Source organism: Streptomyces sp. NBC_00190 (genome assembly GCF_036203305.1).
Taxonomy (GTDB): domain Bacteria; phylum Actinomycetota; class Actinomycetes; order Streptomycetales; family Streptomycetaceae; genus Streptomyces.
In genome coordinates this window covers 6,421,935-6,442,556 of record NZ_CP108131.1, presented here as the reverse complement: position 1 = coordinate 6,442,556, position 20,622 = coordinate 6,421,935, and the positions used below count along the sequence as shown (strand labels likewise).

Genomic DNA, 20,622 nt, shown 5'->3' with positions numbered 1-20,622 from the left:
CTCCTTACAGGGACGCCACCCCGGCGGCAGGCGGCGCGCGGGGTCAGCCGCTGAGTTGGCGGCGGACCAGTTCGTGGAACAGGCCCGTGGTGTCGGCGAGGAGTTCGGCGGGAGGGCCCTGCTGGACGACGCGGCCGTCCGACATGGCGATCACCCGGTCGGCGTCCATGATCGTGGAGAGCCGGTGGGCGATCACGATGCGGGTGGCCTTCAGGGTGCGGGTCGATTCGATGACCACGCGCTGGGCCTCGTTGTCCAGCGCGCTGGTGGCCTCGTCGAAGAACAGGACGCGCGGCTTGCGGATGAGGGCCTGGGCGATCATCAGGCGCTGGCGCTGGCCGCCCGAGACGGTGCCGCCGCCGTCGGACAGCATGGTGTGCATGCCCATCGGCATGGCCTTGATGTCCTCGGCCAGGCCCGCCATCGCGGCGGCTTCCCAGGCTTCCTCCAGCGAGAACGTCCCGGCGCCGCGGATGCAGTCGAGGATCGGGCCGGTGAAGGGCTGGGCGTTCTGCAGGACGACGCCGCACTGGCGGCGCACGGCCGCCTGGTCCAGCGCCGCCAGGTCCTGGCCGTCGTACAGGACGCTGCCGGAGGCCGGCTTGTCGAAGCCGATGAGCAGCCGGAGCAGGGTGGATTTGCCGCATCCGCTGGCCCCGACGATCGCGACGAACTCACCTGCTCCGATCGCGACGTTGACGTCATCGAGTATCAGAGGGCCGTCGTCCGTGTAGCGGAAGGACAGGGCCATGGCCTCGACGGCGCCGGTCAGCTCGCCCGGCCGGGTACTGGTGCGGCCCGCCTCGGGCAGCTCCCTCAGGACCGGCTTGACCTGCTCGAACATCGGCAGCACCGCGGCCGCCGAGATGAGCGCGCCGGTCACCTGGGTGACCGAGGACATCAGCATCGTCAGGGCGGTGCTGAAGGTGAGGAACTCGCTGGCGGACATGACGCCGCGGGCCGGCCCGGCCAGCAGGACGAACATCACCAGCGTGCACAGCGGCAGGTACACCGCGCCCAGCACCGTGATGACGTTCTGGATCCGGCCGATGCGCTGCTGCAGCTCGCGGGTACGGGCGAACTCCCGGGCCCAGGCGGCGTAGGCGAAGCTCTCGGCCGCGGCGACGCGTAGTTTGGGCAGCCCGCGCAGGGTCTGGAAAGCCTGGTTGTTGAGCTTGTTGTTGAGCGTGATCAGCCGGCGCTGGTAGCGCAGCTGCCACAGGCCCAGGCCCAGGAAGAGCGCCGCGATGACGACCAGCATGCCGACCGCCGCCAGCGCCAGCGGCACGCTGTGGAAGAGCAGCAGCCCGAGGTTCATCGCGCCGACCGTGCCCGCCTGTACGCAGACCGGTCCGACACCGGACAGCGCGCTGCGGATCGCGCTGATGCCCATGGCCGCGCCGGCCAGTTCGCCCGTGGAGCGGCCGGCGAAGAACTTCGCCGGCAGCCTCAGCAGCCGGTCCCACACCGCCGGTTGCAAGGTGGCCTCGATGCGGCCCTCCATGCGCAGGATGGAGATGTTCTGCAGGAGCATGAAGGCGGCCGAGACGACGCCGGTGGCGATGAGGGCCAGCGCGGTCTGCACGATGAGGCCGTTCTCGGCGTTGGGCACGTACCGGCCGAGCACCTGGCCGGTGGCGATGGGCACCAGTGCGCCCAGGACCACCGCGACCAGCCCGCCCAGGAGCAGGCTGCGCAGCTCCGGCAGGGTGCCGCGAAGACTGAAGCGCAGCAGCGCCGGCAGGCCCACCCGCCCGTCGGGCAGCGGTCGGTAGAACATGACGGCGCGTGGTTCGAAGTCGGCCTCGTCAGCCCTGCCGATGCGCCGGCGCGTGCCGGTGGCGGGGTCGACCGCCTCGTATCCGCCACGCCGCCACAGCAGGGCGACCGGGGCTCCGTCCTTCTCGCGCCGGCCCACCAGCGGACCACTGTTCTCCCGCCACCACTGCCCGCCGAGTCCGACCGCGCGGGTGCGTATCCGCGAGGCGAGCGCGATGCGTTCGACGGGGTCGGTCCGCTCGGAGGCGGCGTCGGCCTCGCCCGGTTCGGACAGGGTGATGCGGGCCTCGTCGGCCACGAGGCAGCACACGGCGAAGGTGGCGTCGACGCTCGCGCCCCAGTGGCGCGAGCGGCCGCCGGAGCGGTCGATGGAGGCCAGCAGCGTCCGGTCCGCCTGGGTACGGGCCGCCTGCCCGGCCTCGATCCCGGCCGCCATGCGGTCCTCGTGGGCGCGCCCGAGCTGCTCGATCGAGCGGTCCAGGGCGTACAGCAGCCGGTACTGCTGATCGACCATGCCCTGCCACATCGCCGCGTCGACGAGGAGGGTGCCGGCCGTGCCCTCCTCGTACACGGCGCCGTACTGCACGCTGCCGGGGGTGATCTGCATCCACAGGATGTCGTCGTCGGCCCGGCCCCGCTCGGTGGTCGCGCGGCCGTCCAACGGTGCCTGGTACAGCACCCGCAGCCCTCGTCCGAGCCCGCGCGCGAACGCGTCCTCCAGCGGGCTCGGCCGGTCCGCGGGGGCGCCGTACCCCGTGTGGTCGGCCCACTGCTGCTGGAAGGCGACGCCGTGCCCGGGGCCGGGCAGTTCCCGCAGCTCGATACGGCGCAGCAGGCAGCCCTGCACGGGCCGGCCGACCAGGGTGTGCTCGGGGCCGTCGGCCGGGCCCAGCAGCAGGGTGCCCGCCCCCAGCCGGCCCAGGAAGTGCCAGTGCCCGGCCTGCGCGGCGTCGACGGCGAAGAGGTCCAGCTCGCCCCGCACGACGAGCCACAGCACGTGCGGGCCCTCTAGCGACAGGCTGCGCACGCCCGTGCAGTCGACCGGCGAGCCGAGGGCGCCCAGGGCGGCGACGACCGGGTCGGCGTCCTGGCCCGGGGCCCAGCCGTGCGGCGTCCGGTACGGGGCCTGGTCGGGGGCCGGGTACGGGGCCTGGCCCGGGGCTGAGTACGGGGTCTGGTCCGGGTACGTCACCTCAGTGCTCCTTGACCAGTTCGGCGTACGGGCCCTGCGCGGCGGCCAGGTACTCGTGCCGCCCCCGCTCCACGACCGTGCCCCGGTCGAGCACGACGATCTCGTCGCTGTCGCGCACCGTGCTCAGCCGGTGGGCGATGACCACGCAGGCGCAGCCGCGGCGCCGCAGGTTGTCGATGACGGTCTGCTCGGTCACCGCGTCCAGGGCGCTGGTCACTTCGTCGAGGACCATGACGCTGGGGCGCCTGACCAGCGCCCGGGCGATTTCCAGACGCTGGCGCTGGCCGCCGGAGAAGTTCCGGCCGTCCTGCTCGACCCTGCTGTGGATGCCGCCGGGGCGGCGGGCGACCACGTCGTGGACGGCGGCGTCCTGGAGCGCTGCGACGACGGCCTCGTCCGGAATCGAGGGATCCCAGAGCGTCACGTTGTCGCGGACGGTGCCCTCGAAGAGGAAGACGTCCTGGTCGACGAAGGACACGGAGGCTGCCAGCGCGCTGCGGGGGATGTCCTCCAGCCGCATCCCGTCGATGCGGATCGCCCCCTGCCACGGCGTGTGGAGGCCCGACAGCAGCCGTGAGACGGTGGACTTGCCGCTGCCGGAGCCGCCGACGAGCGCGACCTGCTGCCCCGGGCCGACCGACAGCGAGAAGTCCTTGAGCAGCGGGGCGTCCAGCGGGCTGTAGCCGAAGGTGACGTTGTCCAGCTCCACGTGGCCGGTGAGGCGGCGGGTGTGGGCGGCGGGCTCGCGGCGCGAGAAGACCGGATCGACGGGGAAGTTCTCCACGTCCTTGAGGCGGGCCACGTCGGCCGCGAAGTCCTGGATGCGTCCGGCGACGCCGCCCAGCCGGGAGATCGGCGCGGTGAAGCTGGTCACCAGGGCCTGGAAGGCGACGAGCAGACCGACGGTGAGATGCCCTTCCACCGCCCGCAGTCCGCCGATCATCAGGATCAACGCGCTGTTGAGCGCCGCCAGCGTGGGTGCGACGATCGCGAGCCACGCGCTGGGCACGCCGAGCCGCTGCTGCACGTCGAGGGTGACCGCGTGCTGTCCCGCCCAGCGGCGGAAGAAGCCGTTCTCGCCTCCGGTGGCCTTCATCGTCTCGATGAGCTGGAGGCCGCTGTAGGACGTGTTCGTCAGCCGGGCGCTCTCGGCGCGCAGTTTCTGGGTACCGGTGGCCCGCAGGTGCATCACGGTCCGGATGGCCACCACGTTGAGCAGCGCGATCATCACGCCGACGACGGTGAGCTGCGGATCGTACGTCCACAGCAGCACGGCGTAGAGCACGACCACGACGGTGTCCACGGCCGCGGCGGCCAGGTCCCGCGCGAGGGTCTCGGCGACGGCGTCGTTGGACTGCAGGCGCTGGACCAGGTCGGCCGGGTTGCGCTGGGAGTAGAAGGCGACCGGAAGCCTGAGCAGGTGCCGCAGGAAGCGGGCACTGCCCAGGGTGGAGGAGATGATGCGCCCGCGCAGCAGATTGGCCTGCTGGAGCCCCGTGAGCGTCCCGGTGAGCACCAGGGTGACCGCCATCGACGCGAACAGCACGCCCAGCAGGGACGTCTGCTCCCCGATGAGGAACATGTCGATGTACGTGCGGCTCAGGGCGGGCCCCGCCGCGCCGACGGCCACCAGCAGGAGGCTGGAGACGACGGCGGCGGCCATGGTGCCCGAGGTGCCGCGCAGACGGGCCGGCATGGCACCCAGGACGCTCGGCCTGCGGCCGCCGCGGCGAAAGCCCTCGCCGGGTTCGAAGGTGAGCACGACACCGGTGAAGCTGGTGTCGAACTCCTCCATGGGGACGAACCGGCGGCCCTTGCCGGGGTCGTTGATGTACACGCCCCGGCGGCCGAGGCGGCGGCCCATGCCGTCGTAGACGACGTAGTGGTTGAACTCCCAGAAGAGGATGGCCGGGGCGCTCACCTCGGCGAGGGCGGCCAGGTCCATCTGCATGCCCTTGGCCTGCAGCCCGTAACCGCGGGCGGCCTTGAGGAGGTTGCTGGCGCGGGAGCCGTCGCGGGAGACACCGCATCCGATGCGCAGCTCCTCCAGGGGGACGAAGCGGCCGTAGTGGCCCAGCACCATGGCCAGGGCGGCGGCTCCGCACTCCACGGCTTCCATCTGCAGCACGGTGGGCGTGCGGACGGGGCGGGGCGTCCTGCCCCTGGGGGCGGGCGCGGACTTGCGGCGGGTGCCGCCCTTGGGCTCGGAGCCGCGCCGCCGGTGTCCGACGGGCGGGAGCTGGGGTGCCCGGGGAGGTGTCCCGGTCTGCGACGCGGTCATGGCAGCAGCCAGTCCACGGGGCGCTGCGCGGCGAGGTGGACGGTGGCGGTGAGCGGGGTCGTGGAGTCGAGGGCGTACGGGGGGCCGTCCGCGGAGGACCACTTGTAGCCGGACCTGGTGGCGGTGGAGCGCTCCAGTTGTACGAGCACCGCGACCGGGTTGCCCTGCCTGGCGAACTGCTCGGCGAGTCCTCTGTCGCCGAGGAAGCCGCTGATCTGCGCCACCGTCTGAGGCGCGCGGCCGACCGTCTTGACGCGGCCGCGCAGCATGCCGAAGCGGTTCCGGGGGGCCGACTGGACGTCGAGGTCGACCGAGGCGCCCACGGCGATCGTCGAGCCGCTGCCGCCCGGCACGTACACGACGGCCATCAGGGGGTCGTCCGCGTTCTTCACGTGTTCGACGATCGCCACGTCCGCGCCGGTCGCGACCACCGAACCCACGGTGGCGGACAGTGTCGTGAGCCGGCCGCCCGTCACCGCGCGCACCGGCCGGTCGCCCTGCTCCGTACGGACGTTGAGCAGGGGTGCGCCGGGGGGCAGGAGCGCGCCCTCCTCGGCGAGGACCGCCGTCACCTGTCCGGCGACCGGGCTCTGCAGTACGTAGGCCCCCTCGGCGTGGGTGAGGACGCCGGGTGCGCTCAGCTTGGCGGACACGGTGCCGGTGAGGGCCCAGAAGGTCGCGGCGGCCATGACGACGACCGTGACGGCCAGTACGAGCCGCCCTTGCGGGCGTGCGAAGCGCACGGGCAAATCGAGTTCTTCGGGCGATTGCAGCTTGGAAAGAGCCTTTTGACGAAACTGCACGGACTATTCCTTCAACTGCATTCGTATAGGTCGGGCGCGCGGGCAGGCATGAACCCCGGAGCCGTGGGGGACGCTCCGGGGTTCATGCGATATCCGCTCAGAGACCGGCGCGACCGGTGTTCACCGAAACGCCGGTGATGCCCGAGACCAGGCCGGGGACGTGGGAGACCAGGCCGGTCGCGGCCTGGACGGTGTCGAGGGAGCCCACGACACCGACGACGCTGCTGACGTCGCTGGTCACGGCGCCGGCCAGGCCACCGTGGATGCTGACGATGCCACCGGAGACGGCGTCCAGCTCGGAGTCGGCCATCTCACGGGTCTCAAGGTCGTTACGCATTACGCGCACCTTTCATTGGGGGGAAATGCGCGGCCGTCATTTCTCGACTGCCGCGGTGCGCAAGATGAAAGCACGCGAACGGGCGAGCAGGCCAATCCTGTTGACGCCTCCTCATGGGGCGGGCGGCCACCTCCGACTGCCGTCGTGCAACTTCATTCACCGAATAGTGACAACTTCTCCGCGAGATCGAGTAACAGATATGCGCCGTCCGCCACCCGCCCGGGATCAAACGGGACGAACACCCGCCAAGCGCTGGGCTGGTGACCTGCCTGCGGGTGAACTGTGAAAACGGGCGGGAGCGGTCACACACACGATGTGCAGGTTTTCCGAAGGCATGTGGGGTGACCGGCTCGTCACACCGGGTGTACGCCGGAGTCCCGCCACGAGCCGCCTCGGCGCCCCTGCTCCTCGCACCCTGCCCCGTAGATCGTTCATACCTCTGAGTGAGGCCGGCTGCCTTCGAGGGGGCTAGTCCCGCGGAGTTCCCTACTGTGAGTCCCGAGGTGGCGGGCAGCCGCCCGACCGGTACGTCGTCTCATGCTCGGGAGCTTTCGTGACGCAGGATCACACGACGTCCCTCCGGCTGCGGCTGCGGTACCGGTTCGACCATCTGGTCGCGGGCGGGACCACCGCGCTCATCGGCTGGCTCGCCCTGGCCTGCCTCGCGGTCGTCATCCCGGCGAGCACGGTCCTCGTCTGGTCCGACCGGACCGCCCCGGGCACCCTCTCCGGCCGACTCACGGCGGTGTGGGTCAGCGTCGGCCAGACGCTGAAGATCGGGGGTGCGGTCGGCTCCCCGCTCTACGTCCTGGCTTCCGTGTCCCTCGCCCTGGTCGCCCTGCTGTTCGTGTCGACCCTGGTCAGCCTGATCACCACGGGCATCAACCGGCGCATCATGTCGCTGCGCCGCGGCCACTCCACCGTGCTGGAGGCACGGCACACCGTCCTGCTGGGCTGGTCGGACCAGGTGTTCCCGGTGATCGGGGAGTTGGTCGCCGCCCACGCGAACCAGCGCCGGTCGGTCATCGCGGTGCTCGCCCCGAAGGACAAGGTGGAAATGGAGGACGACATCTGCGCCCACGTCACCGGCCGTGGCAGGACGCGGATCATCTGCCGCAGCGGCAGCACCACCGATCCCACCGAGCTGCGCCGGGTGAGCCCGCGGACCGCGAAGGCGGTTCTCGTCCTGCCTCCCGCCGGGGACGGCGGTGACGCCCATGTCGTGAAGACCCTGCTCGCCCTCGACGCGGCCGTCCCCGGGGCGGGTGACGTGGTGGTGGTCGCCGCGGTCCGTGACACCCGCAACCACATGACCGCAAGGCTGGCCGCAGGGCCGACGGGGCACGTCCTGTGCGTCGACGACATCGTCGCCCGGCTCCTCGTGCAGACCGCGCGCCAGCCCGGCCTCTCGCTCGTCTACCAGGAACTGCTGGACTTCGAGGGCGACGAGTTCTACACCACCCCCGCCGAGGGGCTCGCGGGACGCACCTTCGGCGAGGCCCTGCTGTCGTTCGCCACGTCCGCCGTGGTCGGCCTGCTGCGGGCCGACGGCGGCGTCGCCCTCAATCCGGACCCCGCCACGGCGATCGGCGCGGGCGACCGGATCATCGTCATCTCCCAGGACGACGACACGGCCGTACAGCTGGACGTGGCCTCCTGCGTCGACGAGGAGGCGATCGTCACGGCGGAGAGCAGGGTCCCCGTGGCCGAACGCCTGCTCCTGCTCGGCTGGAACCGCCGGGCTCCGCTCATCGTGGACCAGCTCGACCAGTACGTGAGCCCCGGAACCACCCTGGATGTCGTGGCGCTCGGCGAGTCGGCGGCGACGGGCGGCGCCGGTGACATCGCGGCGGCCCTGAACCATCTCGAAGTGACCTTCCACAGCGGGGACGTCACCGACCCGCTCGTCCTGGCCAAGCTGGACGTACCGGCGTACGACAGCGTGATCGTGATCGGTGAAACGGACCCGGTGGCCGCGGGTGCGCCGTCCCTGACAGCCCGGACGGCGACGGGGCCGACGACCGCGACGTCGCCGGCGACGGCGACGGACATGGACACGGAGGCGCTGGCCGACGACCGGACGCTGGTCACGCTGCTGCACCTGCGGGCCATCGGGGCGGCCGCACGCCGGGAACTCGCGCTCACCACCGAGATGTCCGACGACGGCAACCGGCTCCTCGCCCCCGCCCGCGTGGGAGCCGACTTCATCGTGAGCGGCAGGCTCATCAGTCTCCTGATGACCCAGATCTCGGAGAGCAGCTACCTCGCCGACGTGTTCCAGGAGCTGTTCGACGCCGAGGGGCACGAGTTCTACCTCAAACCGGTCTCGGACTACGTCCGGGCTGGTCGCGAGGTCTCCTTCGCCACGGTCGTCGAGTCCGCACGCCGCCGCCGCGAGTGCGCGGTCGGCTACCGGCTGCGCGGACAGATGTCCACGGGCCCGGCCTACGGGGTGAGCATCAACCCCGACAAGCGGCAGCGGATCCGGTTCGCCGAGGGCGACTGGCTGATCGTGCTCGCCGAGAGCTGACGTACCGCCGCGGCCGCGCCGGCCGACGCCCTGGCTTCGGGCGGCGGCCGGCGCGGCCCTCAGCCGCTCACTGCGCCGAGTGGACTTCCAGCGCGGCCCGTACCGCGGATTCCAGGGCTCCTTCGATCCACGCGGGCTTGATGGAGGTGTGGCACCCGGCGAAGTGCAGGTCGCCCTCGGCCTTGCGGACATGGGGGAAGAGCTCGGTGTGCTGGCCGGGCAGCAGCACGGACGCCTCACCGTAGGCGTACGGATCGCGCATCCAGGACTGGGTGCGGCCGACTCCGGTGTAGAACACCTCGATCCGCTGCCCGAACACCTCCTGGACGCCCGCCAGGGCGCGCGGGTACCGCTCGTCGTCGTCCAGGGAATCCCACTTCAGGGCGTCGTCCGACCAGCTGTAGGACGCGAGGACCACCCCGCCGGCGCTGCCTTCGACCGGGTAGGACGGCTGGAACATGAAGCGGTTGGGATTGTCGGTCGCCGAGCCTCCGCCGATGACGCCGGCCGCTTCGGGCTGGTCGCGGGTGACCGCGCGGCAGGCGGCGTAGTGGGCGCGCTGGGCATCGGAGATGTGGCCCTTGGGCACGGAGGGGTGGGCGCCCAGCAGCCCCCCGGCCTCCGGGGTCTGCGCGAGCTGATACCTCCGGTACAGGCCGGGCTTCACGGCCTCCAGCTCCCGCTTCCAGTCGGCTTCGTCGAACTCCCACCAGCGGCGGCTGAATTCGAGCAGCACCTTCGTGGCGGCGTCGTAGTGCAGTTCGGTGACCGCGCGCCGCTTGCCGTAGGAGAGCGCGGGGGTGACCGGGATGTGGCGCAGTCCGGAGAAGGGGACTGTGATGATCGCGGTGTCGGCGGTGAAGGTCTCGCGCTGTACGGGGCTGCCGCCGCGGCCCTCGGACACGGTGTCGACGGTGACCTTGCCCTCGCCATGGGTGATCCGGGTGGCGCGCCGGTCGAGCCGTACCAGGTCCTTGACCCGGGCGTAGAGCGCGTCCGCCAACGTGGCCGTGCCGCCGGGCAGTTCGAAGAAGGCGGTGTCGGGGCTGATCAGCGAAGCCCCGATGAAGCTGTGCACGAACGCGAGGTGCAGGCGGGAGGTGAGGTTCTCGACCGTTCCGATCAGGTCGATGGTCCGCTCGTCGAGCTCCGCCACCTCCGTCAGGTACCGGTACATCGACATGTGGCCGTAGTGCTGGATGACGCGGGCCCAGCCCTCGACGAGTTCCTTGTCCTTCTTGCCCTCGATCTCCTTGCGTACGGGAGCGAAGGCGTCCCGGACGATCTGGGCGGCGGGCACGGACTCGTAGGCCTTCGGCACTCCGAAGGAACGGTTGACCGCCTGCGGGCCGCGCGCGTAGTCGGCCCGGCGGGTACGGATGCCGTTGACGTAGATCCATGTCCGGTACGCGGGGCGACCGGCCCCGTCGACATCGACCAGGTGGAAACGCCGGCGCTTCAGGCCGAGGCCGTCCATCAGCCCGGTGACGAGCGGGTGGCTGTCGGGGATGCGCATGGCCCCGGCCTCGGCGTACTGCTTCGGGTCGGCGAAGGGCGCGGCGGACTTCTCGTGGCCGCCGGCACGGAAGGTCTTGATCCGGCCGCCGACCCGGTTCGCGTTGGCCTCGATGACGGTGACCTGGTGCCCGGCCTCGCGCAGCAGGTGGGCGGCGGTGAGCCCGGCGGGCCCGGCGCCGACGATCAGCACCTTCCTGCGGGCCCGGGACCGGGGCAGTCCGTTCTTCAGGAGGATGTCCGCGTAGCGCGGCACCAGGGGCTGGTCCTGCTCGTCCCGTACGAGGATGGCCCGGGCGATGGTGAGGCAGGTGTCCCAGTCGGCGTGTGCCGCGCCGGGCGCGGCTTTCGGCGTCTCGGCGGAAGCGGCGGCGACCGTCAGGGCGCCGCCTCCCGCGACCGCGGCCGCGCCGGCGATGACGGTACGGCGGGAAGGCCTGCGGGAAGGCTCGGGTGCGGGCCCGTCCGAGGGTGCGGGGGTGGCAAGGGGATCAGTGATCATGGGGCAACTCTTGCCGCCCGCCCGGGCCCGGACGATCAAAAAACGGTGGGCGGGCGAACAACCACCCGGACGTGGGTCGCGGACCGCCCTGCGCTGACGAACTGGGTTTCGTACGGCTGGCGGCGGGCCGCGGGAGCACGCCGTCAGAGGGGGTCCACGTCCAGGAAGGCCGAGAGGTCGGGTTCCGCGCCGTCGGAGGAACCGGGCAGTGCCTGCTCCGCCCAGATGACCTTGCCGTCGGGCGTGTATCTGACGCCCCAGTGCTCGCTGAGCTGCGCCACCAGGAACAGTCCGCGCCCTCCCTCGTCCGTGGTGGCGGCGTACCGCAGGTGCGGGGCGGTGCTGGTGCCGTCCCACACCTCGCAGGTCAGGGCGTGGTCGTGCAGCATCCGCACCCGTACCGGAGCGCTGCCGTGCCGCACGGCGTTGGTGACCAGTTCGCTGAGGATCAGCTCGGTGGCGAAGACGAGTTCCGTCAGGCCCCACTCTTCGAGCTTCTCCGCCGCCGCCTTCCGTACCGCGCCGACCGCGCTCGGCTCGTACGGCACGTCCCACTGCGCGACGCGGTCCTCACCGAGGGTGCGCGTCCTCGCGATGAGCAGCGCCACGTCGTCGGCCGGCCGGGTCGGCAGCAGGAGGTCGAGCACGGCCCGGCAGCTTTCCTGCGGGTCCCGGTCGGGATGGCTCAGCGCCCCGCGCAGCAGCTCCAGCCCCTCTCCGATGTCCCGGGTCCGCTCCTCGACCAGCCCGTCGGTGTAGAGGACGAGCTGGCTCCCTTCGGTCAGGTGGAACTCCGCGGTTTCGAACGGCATGCCGCCCAGCCCCAGCGGGGGTCCGGCCGGCAGTTCCATGATCTCCGTCGTGCCGTCGGGAGCGACCAGCAGGGGCGGCAGGTGGCCCGCCCGCGCCACGGTGCAGCGCTGGGACACCGGGTCGTAGATGGCGTACAGGCAGGTCGCGCCCAGTACGCCGCCGGTCACGCCGTCGCTGACCGCGTCGTGGTCGATGCGCTGTACGAGGTCGTCGAGGCGGGCGAGGATCTCGTCGGGCGGCAGGTCGAGCGAGGAGAAGTTGTGGACCGCGGTACGGAGCCGCCCCATGGTGGCCGCGGCGTGCAGGCCGTGCCCGACGACGTCTCCGACGACCAGCGCGACCCGGCTGCCGGGCAGCGGGATCACGTCGAACCAGTCGCCGCCCACTCCGGACTGCGCGGGCAGGTAGAAGTGCGCCACGTCCACGGCGCTCTGTTCGGGCAGGGCGCGCGGCAGCAGGCTGCGCTGGAGCGTTTCCGCGAGGGCGTGCTCGCGGGTGTAGCGGCGGGCGTTGTCCATGCTGACCGCCGCGCGGGCGACGAGTTCCTCGGCCAGCGACAGCTCGTCCTCGTCGAAGGGCTCCGGTTTCTCCGACCGCCAGAAGTTGACCACGCCGAGCACGACGCCCCGGGCCCTGAGCGGCGCCGCGATGAGCGAGTGGATCCCGTAGTCGAGGATGGCCCGGGCGCGCGGCGGGTCCTGGGCGACCCAGCCCGGCGCGTCGGACAGGTCGGGGACCAGTTCCGCCTGTCCGGTGCCGTAACCGCGTGCCTGCGGGGTGGACGGCAGGAAGTCGATCAGCCGGCCGAGGGGGTAGAGCGGGTGGTCGGAGCGGATGCCGCTGACCGCCGTGCGCCGCATGTCGGTGACCTGGCCGGGTTCGTCGCCACCGAGCACCGGGTCGGCCAGGTCGACGGTGCAGAAGTCCGCGAAGCGGGGGACGGCGACGGAGGCGAGTTCCTCGGCCGTCTGCACCACGTCGAGGGAGGTGCCGATGTCGCCACCCGCGTCGTACAGGAGCTTGAGGCGTCTGCGGGCCGTCTCGGCCCGGCTGGTGAGGACCTGCATCTCGGTGGAGTCGCGGATGGTGACCGCGCAGCCCTCCGGACGGCCGCCGGGGTGGGTGGACCGCTGGTTGACCACGAGCAGCCGGTCTCCGCTCTCCAGCACCTCGTCGGTGGCCTCCCTGCCGGACAGCAGCAGGTCGGCCATGGGGCGGTCCAGGCCCGGTACGTCCCCGATGCGGCGTCCCTCGGCGTCCTCCGGCAGGCCGAGCAGCCGTTTGGCCTCGTCGTTCGCCAGCAGCAGCCGCCCTTCACCGTCGGTGATCAGCACCCCTTCGCGGACGGCGTGGAGCACCGCGTCGTGGTGCTCGTACATGCGGGTCATCTCCTGCGTGCCCAGCCCGTGGGTCTGGCGGCGCAGCCGTCTGCTGATCAGTGCCGTGCCGGCGGTGGCCAGGGCCACGCCGGCCGCGATGGCCAGCAGGATGACGGGGAGCTGGCGGTCGACGACACCGGTCACGTTCTTCACCGTCAGGCCCGCCGACACCAGGCCGACGACCTTGCCGTCGGGCGCGGTGACCGGCACGACCGCCTGGATCTCCTTGCCGAGCGGGCCGTCCACGCTCTCGGTGTAGGTGTGTCCGGCCAGGGAGGGCTCGATGGTGCCGACGAACCGCTGTCCGATGCGCTCCGGCTGGGGATGGCTGTACCGGATGCCGTGGGTGTCCATCACCACGATGAAGTCCACGCCGGCGGCCTTGCGCGTCGTCTCGGCGAGTGGCTGCAGGACGGAGGACGGGTTGGGCGTCTTCAGCGCGTCCTGCAGACCGAGCTGGTGGGCGAAGGTCTGCGCGACGGAGACCGACCGGTTGCGTGCCTCCCGGTCGATGTCGTGCCGCGACTGGAGCACCAGGGCCAGGAGGGCGCTGGCGGCGAGCAACACCACGATCGCCACCTGGAGGACGAAGACCTGTCCGGCGACGCTCCTGAACTTGCTGCCTAGGAGTGACCGCACCGACGTGCCCGGCACGGGTGGCGAGGAATGGTCACGAACCCATTTGTAGCACTTCCGGGCTCCCAAAGCTCCCGTTCGGCACACTTCGCACCCGGACGGTCACCCGTCGGCTCACACCTTCACGCCCGTCCGGCCGGTCTGCGGGGTCTCCCCGGCCTTCGGGGCTTCTCCGGTCTTGGGGGTCTGCGCGCCCTCCGGGGTGCAGGTGACCTCGTCGCGCGGCGTGTAGTGGGTCTTGAACTCCTCACGCTTGACCTCCCGGCCGCCCTGGACGAAGACACGGCCGACGGACACGTCGAAGCCTTCGAGCGGGGTCTGGACCTCGCACGTCGGTCCGCTGCCCGTCCGCTTGCCGGGCGGCGTGATGTTGGTGCGCGGCCCCTTGGTCGCCTTGACCTCGTCGTACTTCTTCGTGCCGAGGAGGGTGATGGTCAGCGACGTGTCGGTGGACTCGGCCTGGATGTAGAGGGGGTGCCCGGAGTCGTTGATCCAGCGCAGGTCGAGGGTGCCCCACGCGACGGTGGCCTCGCGGCCTTCGGGGTAGCGCTCGATGTAGAAGGAATGGGCTCCGTGCTCGACGGGCTTCAGGCCGGCGAAGAACATGGCGTTGTACATGGTGGTGGCGACGGCAGAGACCCCTCCGCCGGGCGATTTCACGTACTGGCCGTCATTGATCATGATGCCGTCGACGAAGCCGTTCTCCGGGGTGCGCTCGCCGACCGTCCGGTTGAAGCTCCACTCCTGCCCCGGAAGGACCACGGAGCCGTTGATGAGCTGCACGGCGCGGCCGATGTTGGTGGTGCGGTACGGAGCGGCCGGGAAGGCGACGGTGAAGGAGGAGACCTTCTCCTTGATGCCGAGCCGCCGGGCCTCGGCGCTCGTGAGATCCGGCTGGACCGCCACGGTGGCGACCTCGGCGCTGCGGGACGCGCCCGTGCGGGTCAGCAGCGGCAGCACGGCCCGGCCGAGCGCCGCGTCCGTGACCTGGCGTCCCGTACGGCCGTGGTCCCCGAGGACCACGCGGCCGTCCGCGGCGAGGCCGAGCGCGGCGTCGCGCGGGGCCTGGGTGGCGTCCTCGACCGGGCGGGCCACCGCGGGGTCGGTGAGCAGGCCCTTGGAGTCGAGGGACGGCACGAGGCGGCCCTGGTCGTCGGAGTTCATCGCCAGGTGCTTGCCGAGGACGGCGGGGCTTATGGATATCCGCCTGTCGGCGACGGTGAGCGTGACGGGCCCCGACATCGCCGGCTCCGCGAACTGCCGCATGGCCCGTCCGGTCTCCTCGGCGCCCACGCGCGGCTGGGTCTGCTCGACCGGCATCACGACGGGGCCGGCGCCCGCCCGCAGGTACGCGTCACGGAGGGTGTCGACGGCGCGGTCCCCGACGAGGGAGACGCCGGACAGCGGGGCGACGGCCTTCGCCGTGCCCTTCTCGAACGCGATCGATCCGTCGCGGACCTGCTGCCCGGCGGCCCGGCCGATCCGGTCGACCGCGGCGCGGCCGGTCGCCTCGTCCACGCGGACCACGGGCTCGATGTCCCTGCTGCCGGAGGCGAAGAGACCGCCGATGACGGTGACGGGGCCGTAGCCCTTGCGTGCGGCGCGGTCGACGGTCGCGGCGGTGTCGAGGGACAGCCCGAGCTCGGCCGGATCGGCCTTCTCGACGCGTTCGCCGATCTTCATCGCGACCGGCGCCGCGGCGGTGGGGCCGAGCTCCCGGGTCAGCGCCTGACGTGCCTGCGCCCTGCTCATCCCGCCGATGTCCACCCCATGGACCCGGGTGCCGGCCTCGATGTCGCCACCGGCCACGAGACCGGTGACGTAGAGGCCGCCCAGTCCGAGTACGACGGCTCCGCCTGCCACCGGCAGAGCGATCCGCCAGTCACTCATCCAGCTGCCCGCGCGTCCCATGTCTCTCCCGGCCTGTATACGACGATTCCGGGAAATAATGATTCATCGAAAGTGGGGCATTCGGGGGCGGATGTAACTCTTGTCACGAAGTGGACCAAGATCAGCCGAGGCGGGACGGGGAGGATGCCCCCGGTGCCAGCAGGTGGGGCGTGCCGCTGCCGTCGGCGGGGACCGTCCACAGGTCCGTGGTGTCGGGGGCTCCCTCGGCCGGGAGGCCGTAGGCGAGGGTCCGGTCGTCCAGCCAGACGGCCTGGTCGTCCACGCTGTGCTTCTCCGCGAGCGGGTGCTCGCGGAGCGTGGCCAGGTCCATGACGTGTTCGCGCCACAGCGACGCGCCGCGCTGCACCCGCTTCTTGTACGCGATCCGGGTCTCGTCCGGGGACAGGGACGGGCACTCGACGTTCTGCGCGAGGGTGGTGACCGTACGCCGGGATATCGAGCCCTTGACCAGGTGGGTCTGTCCCGCGGTGGCCAGGGTGGCGTAGAAGGTGTCGTCGTCCTTGGAGAAGGTGACACCCCAGTAGTTCACGTCCCCGGATTTGTACTCCCGGCCGTCCATGAGGATGGTGAACTTCTCCAGGTCGGGTTCGAGGGCTCCGCTGCGGATGTCCGCGATCGCCGTACGGGTGGAGAAGAAGGCGGCGCCGTACGACTCTCCGGCGACGAAGACGGTCCAGGCGGCGAACCGGCCGCTGGGCGAGACGCGGGCCCGGCTGGGCGCGCCGGCGAGGGGGAAGCTGCGCAGCGTGCGCAGGTCGGCGTCGACGATCAGGGCCCGGTTGTCCTGGGCGAGCGCGCCCGGCGTGGAGCGCAGGCACACACCGGTGCCCGCGGCGGCGTAGAAGCGTTGGCAGGTGAGGTCGGAGACGGTGCGCGCGGCCTGCGGGGTCCCGGCCGGGACCGAGGCGAGGGCGCCGCGGTGCGGGCCCGGCGCGCTGCCCAGGAAGGCCAGCCGGTCCTGCGGGCCGAGGGTGACGCTGCCCGCCGCGACGGCCGGGCCGCCCGGCCGCGGAGCCTCGCCGCGCGCGGCGGCACGCAGTACCAGTGCGGCGGCGAGACCCCCGAGGAGCAGCACGGCCGCGGTGAGTACGAGCAGGCGGCGTGACAGCGTCATCGGGTTCCTCGCGGGCGTGGGATCGGGTCGGTCGGGTCCGTCGGGTCCTTCGGGCCGGTCGGGCCGGCCGGGCCGGGGGCGGTGCCGTCCGGGTCGGGTCGGTCGGGTCGCAGTACGAAGCCGGCGACGGCCGCGCAGCAGAGCAGGCCCGCCGCGGCGAGGGACAGGGCCGGCGCGGCGCCCCAGAGCGTCCACACGCCGCCGAAGGCCAGCGAGCAGCCGAAGCGGGCCAGCGCCTGGCCGGTGCCGACCAGGGCGAGGCCGGTGGCCCGCAGCTGCCGGGGCACGATGGCGGCGACGGCCGCCGGCAGCACTCCGTCGGTGGCGGCGTAGAACATGCCGTGCAGCGCGAGGACGAGGTAGGGCAGGGCCGACCAGTCGGGGGCCCACAGCAGCAGTCCGTACCCGGCCAGCAGGAGGGCGTGCCCGGTGAGGAACACGGTGCGCCGCCCGATCCGGTCGGCGAGGGCTCCCGCCGGGACGGCCAGCAGCAGGAATACAGCGGCGGTGCCCAGCGGCAGCAGCGGGAACCAGCGCTCGCCGATGCCGGCGCGCTCCTGCAGCAGCAGGTAGACGAAGGCGTCGCTGACGGTGGTGAGGCCCAGCAGGGCGGCGCAGACCGCCAGGGCGCGCAGCCGGGGCAGGCGCAGCAGGGCCAGTGCCTCGCGCGGGCCCGCGGGGGCCGGTTCCGCCCCGGCGCCGCCCTTTTTCGGCCGGGGCCGGGGGGCGTCGCCGCCACCGGACGGTACGAAGAGCACGAGCACCACGACGCCGAGTACGGCGACGCACGCGCTGACGCCGAAGACCGCGTCGTAGCCGTCGATCGCCGCGCTCAGGATGAGGAAGGCGGCGAGCGGGCCGAGCAGGGCCCCGGTGGTGTCCATGGCCCGGTGCACACCGAAGGCGCGCCCCTGTAACTCGGCCGGGGTGGACAGGGAGATCAGCGCGTCGCGCGGCGCGGTGCGCAGGCCCTTGCCGGTGCGTTCCAGGGCGAGGACCACACCCACCGGGCCCAGGCTGTGGGCGAGCAGCAGCAGCGGCTTGCACAGGGCGGACAGGCCGTAGCCGATGCCGGCGATCAGCTTGTGGTTGCGGACCCGGTCGGCGAGGTGCCCGCCGGTCAGCTGCACCAGGGCGCTGACCCCGTTGTAGACGCCGTCGAGCGCGCCGAAGCCGAGGGGGCTCAGGCCCAGACCCGCGACCAGGTACAGGGGCAGCACGGCGGTGACCATCTCCGAGGAGATGTCGGTGATCATGCTGACCGTACCCAGCGCGAGGACGGCGGAGGCGACCGCGGGGGTCCGTCCAGGCTTGGGGACGCTGTCGCGGTCCGGCGCGGTCTTCGACCCGTCGGGGGCGGAGCGGTCCGCGAGGTACATGCTCAGGCGCTCCCGGTGGCGACGGTCTCGGACACTCGAACGTGCGAGTGGAAACATAGTGGTCGTACGGGCCAACGGTGGTGGGTTCGCGGCGATCCGGCCGATCACCGGCTCAGTTCTGCCGGCTGCTCTCGTCCCGCAGCCAGGTGGAGAAGTCCTGATCGCGGATGGCCTTGCGGGAACCCCTGCGGGCGGCGAGTGCCGCCACGACGAAGACCACCGCCCCCGGGAGCAGCCCCGGTTGGGCCCGCAGCAGGGCGCGCAGATCGGCCGTGCCGGTGCGGGCGGACGGCGCGGACGGGGCGGACGGGGCGGACGGCGACGCCGGGGCGTCGGCCCGTCGCGAGGCCTGGAAGCGCTCGTACTCGGCGGAGGAGGTCGCCGCGCGGATCCGCCGCCGGACGAGGTCGGACCAGGTGCGCGGCGGATGGACGACGACCCGGGCGGCCTCGACCACGAGGCGCTCCCCCGGCCCGAAGGCGAGCGACGCGGCCAGGTCGTCGGCCATCAGCGGGGGCAGCGCGGCGAGCCGTTCGTGCCCCGGCTCGGTCACGGCGATGACCCCCCGGCCGAACAGGCCCTCGCGGACGGCCGGCAAGCGCTGCCACACCCGGTAGTACGCCCGGACCGGCCATGCGCAGCCGGTCAGCGGGATGTCCCGGCCGGGGGCGGCGGCGAGCAGGTCCGGGCTCCCGGCGAGCGCACCGGTCAGGGCCCGTACGTCGGCGGCCCCGACGACGACGTCGGCGTCGACGTAGAGGCGGGGGTAGCCCCGCGCGTGCTCGTCCCCGACCCGGAGCGCCGTGTGCTTGGAGGGGGTCGGGATCTCGACCACCCGTACACGGGGGCCGCGCGCGGCCGCCACCTCGGCGGTGTCGTCCGTACAGCCGTTGCACACGACGACGATGTCGGGCCCGGGCGCGGAGGCGTCGGCCAGGAGCGCGTCGAGGAGGCGGCCGATGACCCGGCCCTCGTTGTGGGCCGGTATCACGATGCTGGTCACCCGGGCAGTATGCACGCTCGAACACCGGCGCCGGGCGATTCCGTCAACTCTCCCCGGGGGTACGCCCGGTGGACTAGATTGACCGTCGTTACGGGTTCGGCTGCTTGGGGGAACACGCAGCCGGCCGGGGGGCTGAAGTACGCGCATTACGCAGAGCATCGGTTGTGGGGGGCCATCACCGTTGAGCGGGTCACGCATGGGACGCGGGGGCGTCCCGCCCGCCGTCGACGGCGTTCCCCTCCATCACACGCGCCCCGGCCATGAGTTGTCGACACGCCAGTCGGCGTGTTTCGCGGAGCGAAGGGGAACGCTGTGAAGGACACTGCGAAGGACGTCGCCGGCCGGGGGGCCACCGAGGCATTGGGCGTCGCCGTGGTCGGCGCGGGCTACTGGGGCCCCAATCTCGTCCGCAACTTCCAGTCCACGCCGGAGTTCCGGCTCCGCTGGCTCTGCGACCTGAACGAGGACCGGGCCCGGCAGGTGCTCGGCGGGTACTCGACGGTCCGGGCGACCTCGGACTACGCGGAGGTGCTCGCCGACCCGGACGTCGACGCGGTCGCCGTGGCCACCCCCGCCGGTACGCATCTGGACGTGGCGCTGGCCGCCCTGCGCGCCGGAAAGCACGTCCTCGTGGAGAAGCCGCTGGCCGCCACGTACGAGGACGGGCTGCGGCTGGTGACCGAGGCCGAGGAGCGCGGTCTCACGCTGATGTGCGACCACACGTACTGCTACACCCCGGCCGTGGGCCGCATCCGGGAGATGGTCCGCTCCGGCGAACTCGGCGACATCCAGTTCTTCGACTCGGTCCGGATCAACCTCGGGCTCGTCCAGAAGGACATCGACGTCCTGTGGGACCTGGCCCCGCACGACCTCTCGGTCCTCGACTTCATCCTCCCGGACCACGTCCGGCCGGTCGCGGTGGCCGCGCACGGAGCCGACCCGATCGGGGCCGGGCAGTCCTGCGTGGCCTACCTGACGCTCCAGCTCAACACCGGCGCCATCGCGCACGTGCACGTCAACTGGCTGTCCCCGACGAAGGTACGGACCACCATGGTCGGCGGGTCCAAGCGCACCCTGGTGTGGGACGACCTCAACCCGGCCCAGCGCGTGGCGGTGTTCGACCGCGGGGTGGACCTGACCGCCCCGCAGGAGATCGGCGCCGACGAGCGCCGCGACATGCTCGTCTCCTACCGGAGCGGCGACATGGTGGCGCCCGCGCTCGGCGAGAAGGAGGCCCTGCGCAGCATGGTCGAGGAGTTCGCCGCCGCGATCAGGACGGGGCGGCCGGCGCTGACCGACGGCCGGGCCGGACTGCAGGTGCTGGACATCCTCGAAGCGGCCTCCCGGAGCCTGGAGTTCCGCGGTGCGGTCGTCGGACTGCGCACCGGGCGCTGACCGTTCACGGACGGGCGCGGCCCGCCGGCAAGGCGATCGCCGGCCGATCGCAC

12 protein-coding genes are annotated in these 20,622 nt (G+C 72.3%); 2 read left to right on the top strand and 10 right to left on the bottom strand.

Features of this window, described 5'->3' with window-relative positions; translation table 11 throughout:
• Nucleotides 1–43 precede the first annotated feature (43 nt).
• The 4 genes from OG429_RS30265 to OG429_RS30250 form a co-directional block, all read right to left on the bottom strand.
• On the bottom strand, nucleotides 44–2,842 hold the full coding sequence (locus tag OG429_RS30265) for an NHLP bacteriocin export ABC transporter permease/ATPase subunit (protein ID WP_328930468.1): 2,799 nt from the start codon (nucleotides 2,840–2,842) through the stop codon (nucleotides 44–46).
• Between the two features lie 130 nt (nucleotides 2,843–2,972).
• Entirely contained in the window at nucleotides 2,973–5,252 is a 2,280-nt protein-coding gene (locus OG429_RS30260; RefSeq protein ID WP_328928421.1) for an NHLP family bacteriocin export ABC transporter peptidase/permease/ATPase subunit, read from the bottom strand.
• The gene (locus OG429_RS30255; protein ID WP_328928420.1) at nucleotides 5,249–6,055 is read right to left on the bottom strand and encodes an HlyD family efflux transporter periplasmic adaptor subunit; all 807 of its coding nucleotides are present in this window, start codon (nucleotides 6,053–6,055) and stop codon (nucleotides 5,249–5,251) included. The genes OG429_RS30260 and OG429_RS30255 overlap by 4 nt, the downstream gene beginning before the upstream one ends.
• Before the next feature lie 97 nt (nucleotides 6,056–6,152).
• Complete coding sequence (locus OG429_RS30250) at nucleotides 6,153–6,392, bottom strand: hypothetical protein (RefSeq protein ID WP_328928419.1); 240 nt, start codon at nucleotides 6,390–6,392, stop codon at nucleotides 6,153–6,155.
• 553 nt (nucleotides 6,393–6,945) lie between these two features.
• On the opposite strand from OG429_RS30250, the gene OG429_RS30245 reads away from it, so the two are divergent.
• A complete protein-coding gene (locus OG429_RS30245) occupies nucleotides 6,946–8,922 on the top strand; it encodes a CASTOR/POLLUX-related putative ion channel (RefSeq protein WP_328928418.1) in 1,977 nt (658 codons plus the stop codon).
• 67 nt (nucleotides 8,923–8,989) lie between these two features.
• On the opposite strand, the gene OG429_RS30240 is transcribed toward OG429_RS30245, so the two are convergent.
• The 6 genes from OG429_RS30240 to OG429_RS30215 all read right to left on the bottom strand — a co-directional run bounded on the left by OG429_RS30240 (nucleotide 8,990) and on the right by OG429_RS30215 (nucleotide 19,174).
• Nucleotides 8,990–10,939 carry a flavin monoamine oxidase family protein gene (locus OG429_RS30240; RefSeq protein WP_328928417.1) on the bottom strand — a complete coding sequence of 650 codons (1,950 nt, stop codon included), beginning with the start codon at nucleotides 10,937–10,939 and terminating at the stop codon, nucleotides 8,990–8,992.
• A 143-nt stretch (nucleotides 10,940–11,082) separates the two neighbouring features.
• Nucleotides 11,083–13,770 carry a SpoIIE family protein phosphatase gene (locus OG429_RS30235; RefSeq protein ID WP_328928416.1) on the bottom strand — a complete coding sequence of 896 codons (2,688 nt, stop codon included), beginning with the start codon at nucleotides 13,768–13,770 and terminating at the stop codon, nucleotides 11,083–11,085.
• Nucleotides 13,771–13,881: 111 nt separating this feature from the next.
• Entirely contained in the window at nucleotides 13,882–15,678 is a 1,797-nt protein-coding gene (locus OG429_RS30230) for a VanW family protein (RefSeq protein WP_328928415.1), read from the bottom strand.
• 100 nt (nucleotides 15,679–15,778) lie between these two features.
• The gene (locus tag OG429_RS30225; protein WP_328928414.1) at nucleotides 15,779–16,792 is read right to left on the bottom strand and encodes a TolB family protein; all 1,014 of its coding nucleotides are present in this window, start codon (nucleotides 16,790–16,792) and stop codon (nucleotides 15,779–15,781) included.
• A complete protein-coding gene (locus OG429_RS30220; RefSeq protein WP_328928413.1) occupies nucleotides 16,789–18,171 on the bottom strand; it encodes an MFS transporter in 1,383 nt (460 codons plus the stop codon). The genes OG429_RS30225 and OG429_RS30220 overlap by 4 nt, the downstream gene beginning before the upstream one ends.
• Before the next feature lie 112 nt (nucleotides 18,172–18,283).
• On the bottom strand, nucleotides 18,284–19,174 hold the full coding sequence (locus tag OG429_RS30215) for a glycosyltransferase (RefSeq protein WP_328928412.1): 891 nt from the start codon (nucleotides 19,172–19,174) through the stop codon (nucleotides 18,284–18,286).
• A gap of 312 nt (nucleotides 19,175–19,486) precedes the next feature.
• Here OG429_RS30215 and OG429_RS30210 point away from each other — a divergent pair, with 312 nt between their 5' ends.
• On the top strand, nucleotides 19,487–20,569 hold the full coding sequence (locus OG429_RS30210; RefSeq protein WP_328928411.1) for a Gfo/Idh/MocA family protein: 1,083 nt from the start codon (nucleotides 19,487–19,489) through the stop codon (nucleotides 20,567–20,569).
• Nucleotides 20,570–20,622 lie beyond the last annotated feature (53 nt).